The following is a 10791-nucleotide window of genomic DNA, read 5'->3' as shown; positions in this document are numbered from 1 at the left end:
CCACCCGCCCCGCGCCCCAACGCCCGCCGCGGTGAGCACCAGGACCGTGCGGCCGGGCAGCGGCACGGGGGCGTCCGGCCCGTAGGACGGGGCGCCGGGCGGGACCGTGCCTTCGGCCTCGCCGGTGTCGAAGACCGGGTGCCAGGGGCCGCCGATCACGGGGGCGAGGCGGAAGTCGACAGGCTCCAGCCCGGCATTGAACAGGAGCAGCAGGCGGTCGCCGGCGCGGCCGTCATTGCCGATCTGCATGCCGAACACCTGCAGCCCGTCATCGGCCCAATGGCCATTCTCCATCTCGGTGCCCTCGGGGGCGAGCCAATGCACGTCCCGCAGGGGAGAATCCGGTCCGATCGGGGCGCCGGTGAAGAAGGTCTGCCGCCGCAGGGCTGGTTGAGCCCGGCGCAGGGCCAGGAGATTGGCCACGAACGTGGCGAGGCTCGGATCCGGGTCGCTGGTCCAGTCCATCCAGCTCGTCGGATTGTCCTGGCAATAGGCGTTGTTGTTGCCGCCCTGGCTGCGCGAGCGCTCGTCGCCCATCAGCAGCATCGGCACGCCTTGGGCCAGCATCACGCTGGCCAGCATGTTGCGCTTCTGGCGGGCGCGCAGGGCGAGGATCGCCGGGTCGTCGGTGTCGCCCTCGACGCCGTAATTGCAGCTGACATTGTGGCCGTGGCCGTCGCGGTTGTCCTCGCCGTTGGCCTCGTTGTGCTTCTGCTCGTAGGCCACCGTGTCGGCCAGGGTGTAGCCGTCGTGGCTGGCGATGAAGTTGATGCTGGCCAGCGGCGAGCGCCGGGACGGGGCGAAGACCTCCCGCGAGCCGGTCAGCCCCTGGGTCAGCTTCGCCAGGGTGCCGGAATCGCCCTTCCAGAAACCCCGGGCGGCGTCGCGGAACTTGTCGTTCCACTCGCTCCAGCCGCGTGGATAGCCGCCGAGCTGGTAGCCGCCCTCCCCGATGTCCCAGGGCTCGGCCACCATCTTGACCCGCGCGAGCACCGGATCCTGGGCCACCGCCTGGAAGAAGGCCGCCTGCGGGGTGAAAGCCAGGGGCGAGCGCCCGAGGCTCGAGGCGAGGTCGAAGCGGAAGCCGGCGATGCCGTAGGCGGTGACCCAGTGGCGCAGGGAATCCAGCACCAGCTGCATCACCCGCGGGTGGCTCACGTCGAAGGTGTTGCCGCAGCCGGTGCAATCGATCGTGCGGCGCCGGTCCGCGGGGTCGAGCTTGTAGTAGCTGGCATTGTCGATGCCGCGGAACGACAGGGTCGGGCCGCTGTGGTCGCCCTCGGCGGTGTGGTTGTAGACCACGTCGAGCCAGGTCTCGATCCCGGCGGCGTTCAGCTCGCGGATCGCCGCCTTGAGGCCGCCCGGGGCGCCCTCCCCACGGTAGCGCGGATCCGGGGCGAAGTAGTTCAGGGGCTGATAGCCCCAGAAGTTGACGAGCCCCTTCTCGACCAGGAAGCGGTCATCCGCGAAGGCCTGGATCGGCAGCAGCTCCAGGGCGGTGACGCCGAGCTTGACCAGGTGCTCGATGATCGCCGGGTGGGCCAGCGCCGCATAGGTGCCGCGCTCCGCTTCCGGGATGTCGGGATGGGTGCGGGTCAGCGCCTTGACATGGGCCTCGTAGATGACCGTCTCGGTGAGCGGCCGCCGCACGGGGGCCAGCGCAAGGTCGGGCACTTCGGGGGCGGTGACCACGCCCTTGGGCATGTAGACCGCGCTGTCGCGCCGGTCGATGCGGTCCTCCCGACCGCGGCGGTGGCCGTAGAGCGCGTCGTGCCAGCGGATCCGGCCGCGGATCTCCCTTGCATAGGGGTCGAGCACCAGCTTCGAGGGGTTGAACCGATGCCCGTTCGCCGGATCCCAGGGGCCGTGCACCCGATAGCCGTAGCGCTGGCCCGGCAGCACCCCGCGCAGGTAGCCGTGCCAGACGTCGTCGGTGCGGCAGGGCAGCCGGACCGTGCGGGTCTCGTGCCGCTCCCCCGGCTCGAACAGGCAGATGTCCACCGCGGTGGCATGCTCGGAGAACAGGGCGAAGTTCACCCCGCGCCCGTCGAAATGCGCGCCGAGCGGCGCCGGCACCCCGTCATCGACGGCGATCATGGGCAGAGTCCGGGTTTTTGGGACATGGGCCGAGGCGCGTGCCGGCGCCGGCGGGCAAGGTCGGCCGTCAGGGCGTGCGGCAAGGCTCTCGGAACAACGTCATCGACGGGATGAGGCTCGGGTCCCCTCTCCCGCACGGGAGAGGGGGCGCGGCTTGGCCAGCCAGAGCGATGGCGCCTCAAAGCGGTATCGCCATCGTCGGCGTCAGCGAGAACGATACGGCTACTCGGCGGCCGCCGCGGTGGTCGGGGGCTCGCGCTCCATCGTGCGGAAATTCTCCAGCTCCGACAGGAAGTTGCGGGCCCACCAATCGACGTCCTCCCGGGTCATGCGCTCGACCATCGGCCGCCAGCGGGCGACGCGCTCGGCCTTGGGCATGTACAGGGCGGAGCGGATCGCCTCGGCGACCTCGAACCGGTCGTAGGGGTTGATCAGCAGCGCCTCGGGCATCTGCCGGGCCGCGCCGGCGAATTTCGACAGGACCAGCACGCCGGGATCGTCCTCGCTCTGCGCGACCACGTATTCCTTGGCGACGAGGTTCATGCCGTCGCGCATCGGCGTCACCAGCCCGACCCGGGCCGCCCGGTAGAGGCCGGCCAGGACCGGGCGCGGATAGGCCTTGGTGATGTACTGGATCGGCGTCCAGGCCGGGTCGCCCAGCGCGCCGTTGATCTCGCCGACCTTCTCGTTCACGTCCCGGGCGAGCTGCTCGTATTCCGGAACCTCGCTGCGCGATTTCGGGGTGATCTGGATGTAGGTGACGTTGCCGCGCTGGTCGGGATTGGAGGCGAAGAAGCTCTCCACCGCCTCCATCCGCTCGGACACGCCCTTGGAATAGTCGAGCCGGTCGACGCCGATCAGCAGCTTGCGGGTGCGCAGGCCCGCGATCGTCTCGCGCACCACCTTGTTGGAATTGGCCTTCTCGGCGGCCTCCTTGAAGCCGGCGACGTCGATGCCGATCGGGAAGGCGCGGATCCGGGTGCGGCGCCCGTCGACCATCAGCGAGCCGCCGCCGAGCGGGATCGCCCGCTGGGTGTCGACCAGGTTGCGCTGGAGGTTCTGGACGTCGGCCTCGGTCTGCAGGCCGATCAGGTCGTAATCGACGATGGCGCGCAGGAGCTCGCCGCTCGCCGGCAGCGAGTTGAACACGTCGGCGGCCGGCCAGGGGATGTGGTGAAAATAGCCGATCGGGTTGTCGAGCCCGAGGCCACGCAGCTCGGCCGCGAGCGGCAGCAGGTGGTAATCGTGCACCCAGATGATGTCGTCGGGCTCGACCAGCTTGGCCAGCGCCCGGGCGAAGGTCCGGTTGACCCGGCTGTAGCCGGCGTAATCCGAGCGCGAGAACGCGCCCAGGCCCAGCCGGTAATGCATGATCGGCCACAGGGCCCGATTCGCAAAGCCGGCGTAATATTCCAGGTGGTCCTGCGGCGAGAGGTCGACCACGGCGTACTGGACCCGGCCCCGGTCGATCAGGGTCGGCTCCTCGGAGGGCTCCTCCGTGATGTTGCCGCTCCAGCCGAACCACAGCCCCTCATAGGCGGTGAACGCCTCCTTCACGGCGACGGCGAGGCCGCCCGCCGCAACCGCCTTCCCGCCATCCTCGGGGATGGCGACGCGGTTCGATACGATCACAAGGCGTGCCACGCGGGTCGGCTCCGGATCAGGGGCGCGGCTCGAGTCGAGGACCTCGCCGCGCCTGCATCGGGACTTCTCAGTAGCAGAACGCGCGGAGACCCTGCGCGATCCTTTGTCAGGGCAACCCAAGCGTGAAGCCGGGCGCGGGTCAAGTCGAGCACCCCGCCGCACCGGACAGGATCGCCGCCCTGTCCGGTGCTCGCGGCGCGGTCCGGGCCTCGCGCGGCCAGCCCTTGAAGGCTCTTCGCGGCGAGGCCCGGGATGTGTCGAAGGGCCACCGAAGGGAAGCCGTCATGCAAGCGTGACGGTTCTGCCGGATCCTGCCTGAACGCCGGCTGAGCGAGGGCCGACGCGTCGCGCGGACCGGTCGCGCCGACGCCGCCTGCCGGACCGCACGCCGCGCTGGAACCGGTGACAGCCCAGTCGGTTACTCAGCCATCGCGGGGGCCGCGGTCGCCGCGAGCGACGCCGTCCCTGCGCCGCGAGGAGTGTTTTCGAGATGGCCGGCAACGAGTTCCCGCAGGATGCGCCCAAGGACCCGCTGAAGGATCCGGCGCATGACCGGCCCGGCGAGACCGCCGGCGAGCGCGCCCAGTGGCGTGCCCTCCAGGGCGATGTCGAGGGCTTGGCCGACGAAGCGGCCGAGCGCGGCCGCGGGCTGATCGACGCGGCGCGTCTCCAGGCCCAGGATTACGTCGAGCGGCGCAAGAGCGACGCCGCCCAATCGGTCCACGAGCTGGCGCAGACGATCCGCAATTCCGGCCGCGACCTCGGCGACAAGCCGAACGTGCGCGCCTTCTTCGACAGCGCCGCCGACGGGCTCGAGCAGCTGGGCTCCTCGATCGAGCGGCGCAGCCTCGGCGACTTCTACGGCGAGGCCGAGGCCTTCGCCCGGCGCGCCCCGGTGGCGGTGGCGGTCGGCACCTTCGTGGCCGGCCTGATCGCCGCCCGGTTCATCAAGTCCTCGAGCCTGCCGCCGGAAGCGCCCGACGGCGACGCCCGCGACAGCTTCCGGGCCTGACGATGGCCCAGGGTCCTGATCCGCGCCAACCCGGCGCCTCGAGCATCCAGAGCCTGATCGGCGACGCCCTGCGCGAGACCAACGAGCTCGCCCGCAAGGAGATCGCGCTGTTTCGCGCCGAGATGGCGGGCAATGTCCGCCAGCTCATCGTCGGCCTGGCCTGCATGGTCGGTTCGGCCGTGTTCGCCGTGGTCGCCCTGCTCGTCCTGATCGGCGCCCTCGTGAAGTGGCTCGCCACCATCGTGGGCTCCGAATGGCTCTCGGCCCTGATCGTCGGCGGCGTGCTGCTGGTCATCGCCGTGGGCATGGCCCTGTGGGCACGCAGCGTCCTGTCCCTCTCCACCCTGGCGCCGACGCGCACGACGCGCCAAGTTCGCCAGGATGCCCAGGCCCTATCGGAGCGCGTATCCGGATGAGTTCGATGACCGACCTCGAGAAGGAAATCGAGGCGAGCCGCGCACGGCTCGACGAGACGATCGACCAGATCCAGGGCAAGCTCTCGGTCCCGAACATCGTGGACGAGATGCTGGGCAATGCCCGGCGCACGCCCGCGCTGAGCGGCGTCTATGACGGCGCCCTGGAAGCGGTGCGCCGCAATCCCGTGCCGGTCCTGCTGATCGCCGCCGGGGTGGGGCTGCTGTTCAACCGGATGGCCCGGGATGCCGAGCGCCGCCGCACCCAGGTCTCGGCCGAGCGCGTGGCCACGCTGAACACCGGCACGGCCCGCGGCTACGATCCCGATCTGCCGACGGCGCGCCCCGCCCGCGATCCCCTCGAGAAGACCGAGATCTGACGCGCAAGACGATTCGAGCCCGGCCCGACGGCCGGGAGGCGCGACGCTCTCCGCGTCGCCGAGACGGACATCCGAGGACCCCGCCATGACCGACAAGCCGACCCCCTCCAGCCTCCCCGAGCAGCTCGCCGCCCAGGCCGGCATGCCGACGGGCACCGGCGATACCAGCCTGCGGCCCGATCCGGCCGGGCACGGCGATCCGCGTTCGGCCCCCGGCGAGGCGGCCGGCGACTTCACCCTCCGCCCCGACCCGCGCGGCCTGCACGACCCGCTCCCGCCCGGTGCCGCGACGCGCCCGATCGATGCGGCCGCATCCGCCAAGGAGGGCGCCCAGGAGGCCGCCGATCGCGCCGCCGACCTTGCAGGTCAGGCCCGCCAGACCGTCTCGGAGCTGGCCGACGATATCGGCAACCGCCTCGGCAGCGCCGCCGATCAGGCCCGCGCCCGCGCCGCCTCGGCCTATGACGAGGCCCGGGAGCGCGCCGCCGCCCTGCACAAGCGCAACCTGCGGGCGCTCGACGACATCACCACCCAGGGGATCGACGGGCTTCAGCGCGGCCGCAGCACGGTCGAGCGCTTCGTGGACGACAACCCGCTGCTGGTGGGCGTCGTCGGCGTCGCCGCCGGCCTGCTGCTCGGCGCGCTGCTGCCGCGCACCCGCCAGGAGGACCGGAATATCGGCCCCTGGGCCGACGAGGTCCGCGACCAGGGCCTGCGCTACGCCCGGGAGGTGACCAATATGGGCCGCGAGTTCGTCCAGACCGCCCTCGACCCGGACAACCTCAACGCGGCGGTCCGCAAGGCCGCGGATTCCGATGGCCACACGCCGCCGGCGAACGAGCGGGCTGCGCACAACCTCTAAAGAGGAAGTTGCCGCCTGCCAGCCTGGACGCTGGCGGGCGGTTTCATTCAGGCTCGATACAGCCCCGCATGCGCCTCGCGGAGCAGGTTTTTCTGCACTTTGCCCATGGTGTTGCGGGGCAATTCGTCCACGAACAGGACGCGCTTGGGGCATTTGAACCGGGCGAGCCGGCCCTCCAGGGCCGTCACGATTCCCGCCTCGTCCGGGGCGTTCGTCCCGCCGACCACCACGGCGGTGACCGCCTCGCCGAAATCCGGGTGCGCCAGGCCGATCACCGCGGATTCGACCACGCCCGGCAGGGCGTCGATCTCGGTCTCGACCTCCTTCGGGTAGACGTTGAACCCCCCGGAGATGATCAGGTCCTTGCCGCGCCCGACGATGTGGACGTAGCCCCGGGCATCGACCTTGCCGAGGTCGCCGGTGATGAAGAAGCCGTCCGGCCGGAACTCGGCTTCGGTCTTCTCGGGCATCCGCCAGTAGCCCTTGAACACGTTCGGGCCCTTCACCTCGATCATCCCGACCGCGTCCGGGCCCAAGGCCGCGCCGGTCTCGGGATCGACCACCCGCAGGGAGACGCCCAGCAGGGGGAAGCCGACCGTGCCGGCGACCCGGTCCCCCGTATAGGGGTTCGAGGTGCTCATGTTGGTCTCGGTCATGCCGTAGCGCTCGAGGATGGCGTGGCCGGTGCGCGCCTGCCATTCCCGGTGGGTCTCCGCGAGCAGCGGCGCCGAGCCCGACACGAACAGGCGCATGCCCCTGGCCGCCTCTTGGGTGAGGCCGGGTTCCTTGAGGAGGCGCGTGTAGAAGGTCGGCACGCCCATCAGGGCAGTCGCCCGGGGCATCAGGCTCAGGATCAGCTTCGGGTCGAGGCGCGGCAGGAACAGCATGGTGCCGCCGCTCGCCAGCACCGTGTTGGTCGCCACGAACAGCCCGTGGGTGTGGAACACCGGCAGGGCGTGGATCAGCACGTCGTCTTCGGTGAAGCGCCAGACATCCACGAGCGTGCGGGCGTTCGACGCCAGATTGTCGTGCGTGAGCATGGCGCCCTTGGAGCGCCCGGTCGTGCCGGAGGTGTAGAGGATCGCGGCGAGGTCGTCCGGCCCCCGGGGCACGTCCGCGAACGCCGTCTCGTGCCGGTCCGCGGCCTCGGCGGCGCTGCCGGTTCCCGCCGCATCCAGGGTCCAAACTTCGCGGATGCCCGCGGCGGCCTGCACCAGGGCCTCGCGTCGGCCCGGGTCGCAGACGAAGATCGTGGGCTCGGCGTCGCCGAGGAAATACCCGATCTCCGCCGGGGTGTAGGCGGTGTTGAGCGGCAGGAACGCGGCGCCCGCGCGCACCACCCCGAGATACAGGAAGATCACCTCGGCGCTCTTCTCGACCTGGACCGCCACCCGGTCGCCGGGCCGCACGCCGGCCGCCTGCAGGGCCGCCGCGTAGGCGCCGGAGCGGGCGATGAGATCCGCGTAACTGTATCGGCGCCCTTCCGGCGTCTCGATCACGGTCTTGGCGGGATCCGGGACGCCGTCCCGAACCAGGGAGAAGAGATGGTTCGTCATCGTGAGGCTGGAGCTATCACGGACCGCAGGGTTCAGGCAGCCATAGAACCGTTCCGGATCGCCCCGCAATCGCGGTCCGCCTCTCGCCTCCGCTTTCCGGGGCCTCTGTCAGGCCGCGAGCCGCTGCCGCGAGGACAGGAAGGCGCCGTCCGGGACGCGCTCCGGGGCGAACAGCCCGAAGCCGACGGGTGCCGGCATCCCGACATAGATCGCCTCCATGCCGCCCCGCATATACGCCTCGTGCCAGAAGCCGGAGCCCTGGGAGTTCCGGGAGAAGGCGCGCCACCAGGTGCGGTGCGGCTCCGAGCGGGTGAAGCGCTCCAAGCTCTCGAGGTCGCGCCAATACTGGCGCATGCCGACATGGTTCAGCCCGAACATCAGGTTTTCGTGGGCGAGCAGGCCCTCGGGCTGCCCGCGCACCGCCTCGGCGATGCTGCGCCCGAGCCCCATCAGGGCGAGCAGACCGCGCCAGCGCGTCACCCGAAAGCCGAGATACACCACGACGAGATCGGGATAGGCGGAGAGATCCACGGAGCGGCGGATCGGTGCGGCTTGCATCACGCGGCCTCCTGCGCTTTGTGTGCAGCGTAAACTTACCGCGGTGTGCGTACAGTGTCAACATCGACGGCCGAGAAGGCCTACCATCACGGCGACCTGGGCGCGGCCCTCGTGTCGGCGGCCCTCGACCTGCTGGAATCCGACGGCGCGGCGGCGCTGTCGCTGCGGGCGGTGGCCCGGGCCTGCGGGGTCTCGGCGATGGCGCCCTACCGGCACTTCGCCGGCAAGGAGCAGCTCCTCGAAGCGGTCGCCGCCCGGGGCTTCGAGGATCTGGCCGAAAGCCTGGATGCGGCCGACCGCTCGGCGGAGGGGGCCGAGGCCTTGGCCGCCCAGGGAGCCGCCTACGTCGCCTTCGCGTGCCGGCGCCCGGCCCTGTTCCGGCTGATGTTCATGACCCCCTGCCGGAAGCCCGACACGTCCCGGGCCTACCGGATCCTGGAGATGCGGGCCGCCGCGCTCGCCGGCCCGGGCATGCCCGCCGCCGACCTGACCCTGGCCGCCTGGGCGCTGGTGCACGGGCTCGCCGCGCTGATCCTCGACCGCCGGGTGCCCCTGGAGGCCGGCGAGACCGAGGCGGTCGCCCGCCGGATCACCGGGCAGTTCGCCCGGCTGACCGCTGGCCTTACCGAGGCGTGAGCCGGGCGGTCAGGCCTCGGCCAGCACCACCGCCCGCGGCGGCGGCAGCTTGGCGCGCAGCTCCCGGGTCACCGCCGGCGAGGCCGCCACGGTGCCGAGATTGGCGTAGGTCTCGTGGTTCTTCTCGATCGCCGCGAGATCGTAGAGGTAGTTCACCATCAGCCCGTGCGACTGGGCCAGCCCCTTCTTCGAGGTGTCGCCGAGGAAGTTGATCCGGTCCAGACGGGCGCCGTTGCCGAGATGGAACCGGGCCACCGGGTCGAGGGGGCGCCCGCGCTCGTTCTTGGCGCGCAGGAAATAGGCGGCCGCGGCCGGGATCAGCGCCTTGCGCACCGTCTCGGCCCGGGCCTTGTCGGCGTGCCAGTCCGGATCGTCCAGCGCCCGCAGCACCTCCACGTCCTCCGGCAGCAGCCCCTGCGGGCTGTCGGCCCGGCGCTCCCGGGCGAGCCAGGCGGCGAAGCCCGGCACCGGCGAGAGCGTGACGAAGGTCTTGAGCGAGGACACCTCGCGGGTGAGGTCCTCGACCACCTGCTTGATCAGGAAATTGCCGAAGGTGACGCCGGCCAACCCCTTCTGGCAGTTGGAGATCGAGTAGAAGATCGCCGTGGTCGCCGCCCGCGGCTGCAGCGGCTTGCGCTCCCGCGACAGGATCGGGGCGATCGCCGGCGCGACCTGATCGGTGAGCGCCACCTCGACGAAGATCAGCGGCTCGTCGGCGAGCGCCGGGTGGAAGAACGCGAAGCAGCGCCGGTCCGGCGGCTCGATCCGGGCGCGCAGGTCGTCCCACCCGGTGATCGCGTGCACCGCCTCGTACCGGATGATCTTCTCGAGGATATGGGCGGGCGTGGTCCAGTCGATGTGCCGCAGCACCAGGAAGCCCCGGTTGAACCAGGAGGCGAACAGGTGCTCGAAATCGGAATCGAGGCTGTCGACGGCGTCGAGCACGGCGGGGTCGGCCTCGGCGCCCGTGCGCAGCGCCTTGCGCAGGTCGAACAGGTCCTCGCGCATCCGCACGAGGCTCAGCGTTCCGCCGCGGGCCAGGTTGAGGCGGCGGATCAGCTCCTGGCTGCGCGGCTCGGCGGCCTCGTGCAGGGTGCCGAGGCGGGCGCGGGTCGGGTCCGCCCGGTAGGCAGCGATCGCCTCGTCGACGGCGGCATGGTCCGCGTCGAAGTCGAGGGCGATCCCCCGCAGGAAGGCGTGGCGCTCGGTCTGGCCGAAGCTGGCGTAGCGGTCGAGGATCAACCGGGCCAGCGCGACCCCGGAGGCCTCGCCGCGCCGCGAGATCAGGTCCTCGCACAGCTTGACCAGCTCGCTCGCGCTGGCCCGGCCGGTGATGTCGCTGCGGCCGATGCCGATCAGGTCGCGGCCGCGCTCGCTGATGGTCTGAAGCAGGTCGCCGAAGAAGGAGATCGCCGCCATGACCCTCGCACTGACCCCTGTCGGACCGGACCTGATGCGTCTCCGGTCTCATGACGCCGGCGCATGGCCCCGCGCATCCGTGAGGGCCCGGCCCTCGTTGCATGCTGGTCCCGGCTCTAAGCCACCATTCTACGGTGGCGGGGCGGTCGCGACCAGAGCTTGACCGGTCGCGAAAGGCTCACCGTGCGGCCCCGAGACGAAGGTCGTGTGACGG

At 71.2% G+C, this 10791-nt stretch carries 10 protein-coding genes; 5 read left to right on the top strand and 5 right to left on the bottom strand.

Going from position 1 to position 10791, the window contains the following annotated elements:
* On the bottom strand, nucleotides 1–2097 hold a 2097-nt coding region (gene glgX, locus WYO_RS12360; RefSeq protein WP_007562774.1), incomplete at its 3' end, for a glycogen debranching protein GlgX.
* A 222-nt stretch (nucleotides 2098–2319) separates the two neighbouring features.
* Nucleotides 2320–3741 (bottom strand): trehalose-6-phosphate synthase, encoded by a 1422-nt coding sequence (locus WYO_RS12355; protein WP_007562772.1) that lies wholly within the window; start codon nucleotides 3739–3741, stop codon nucleotides 2320–2322.
* A gap of 490 nt (nucleotides 3742–4231) precedes the next feature.
* On the opposite strand from WYO_RS12355, the gene WYO_RS12350 reads away from it, so the two are divergent.
* The 4 genes from WYO_RS12350 (at nucleotide 4232) to WYO_RS12335 (ending at nucleotide 6408) form a co-directional block, all read left to right on the top strand.
* Nucleotides 4232–4753, top strand: coding sequence for a hypothetical protein (locus WYO_RS12350; protein WP_007562770.1), 522 nt, complete (start codon nucleotides 4232–4234; stop codon nucleotides 4751–4753).
* Nucleotides 4754–4755: 2 nt separating this feature from the next.
* A complete protein-coding gene (locus WYO_RS12345) occupies nucleotides 4756–5169 on the top strand; it encodes a phage holin family protein (RefSeq protein ID WP_007562768.1) in 414 nt (137 codons plus the stop codon).
* A gap of 5 nt (nucleotides 5170–5174) precedes the next feature.
* Nucleotides 5175–5546 (top strand): DUF3618 domain-containing protein, encoded by a 372-nt coding sequence (locus tag WYO_RS12340; protein ID WP_007562766.1) that lies wholly within the window; start codon nucleotides 5175–5177, stop codon nucleotides 5544–5546.
* An 85-nt stretch (nucleotides 5547–5631) separates the two neighbouring features.
* Nucleotides 5632–6408: a hypothetical protein gene (locus tag WYO_RS12335; RefSeq protein ID WP_007562764.1), complete on the top strand. Its 777-nt coding sequence runs from the start codon at nucleotides 5632–5634 to the stop codon at nucleotides 6406–6408.
* 47 nt (nucleotides 6409–6455) lie between these two features.
* Here the strand turns inward: WYO_RS12335 and WYO_RS12330 are convergent, their stop codons facing one another.
* Both WYO_RS12330 and WYO_RS12325 read right to left on the bottom strand, forming a co-directional pair.
* A complete protein-coding gene (locus WYO_RS12330) occupies nucleotides 6456–7964 on the bottom strand; it encodes a malonyl-CoA synthase (protein ID WP_039902815.1) in 1509 nt (502 codons plus the stop codon).
* Between the two features lie 108 nt (nucleotides 7965–8072).
* Nucleotides 8073–8522 (bottom strand): DUF4188 domain-containing protein, encoded by a 450-nt coding sequence (locus WYO_RS12325; protein ID WP_007562760.1) that lies wholly within the window; start codon nucleotides 8520–8522, stop codon nucleotides 8073–8075.
* Between the two features lie 54 nt (nucleotides 8523–8576).
* Between WYO_RS12325 and WYO_RS12320 the strand changes: the two genes are divergently transcribed.
* Nucleotides 8577–9158, top strand: a complete 582-nt coding sequence (locus tag WYO_RS12320; RefSeq protein ID WP_007562758.1) for a TetR/AcrR family transcriptional regulator — start codon at nucleotides 8577–8579, stop codon at nucleotides 9156–9158.
* Nucleotides 9159–9167: 9 nt separating this feature from the next.
* On the opposite strand, the gene WYO_RS12315 is transcribed toward WYO_RS12320, so the two are convergent.
* Entirely contained in the window at nucleotides 9168–10577 is a 1410-nt protein-coding gene (locus tag WYO_RS12315; RefSeq protein ID WP_007562756.1) for a malonyl-CoA decarboxylase, read from the bottom strand.
* Nucleotides 10578–10791: the final 214 nt, after the last annotated feature.

This window comes from Methylobacterium sp. GXF4 (genome assembly GCF_000272495.1).
Taxonomy (GTDB): Bacteria; Pseudomonadota; Alphaproteobacteria; order Rhizobiales; family Beijerinckiaceae; genus Methylobacterium; species Methylobacterium brachiatum.
Note: the sequence above shows the minus strand (reverse complement) of the source record. Positions and strands in the feature narration are given on the sequence as shown.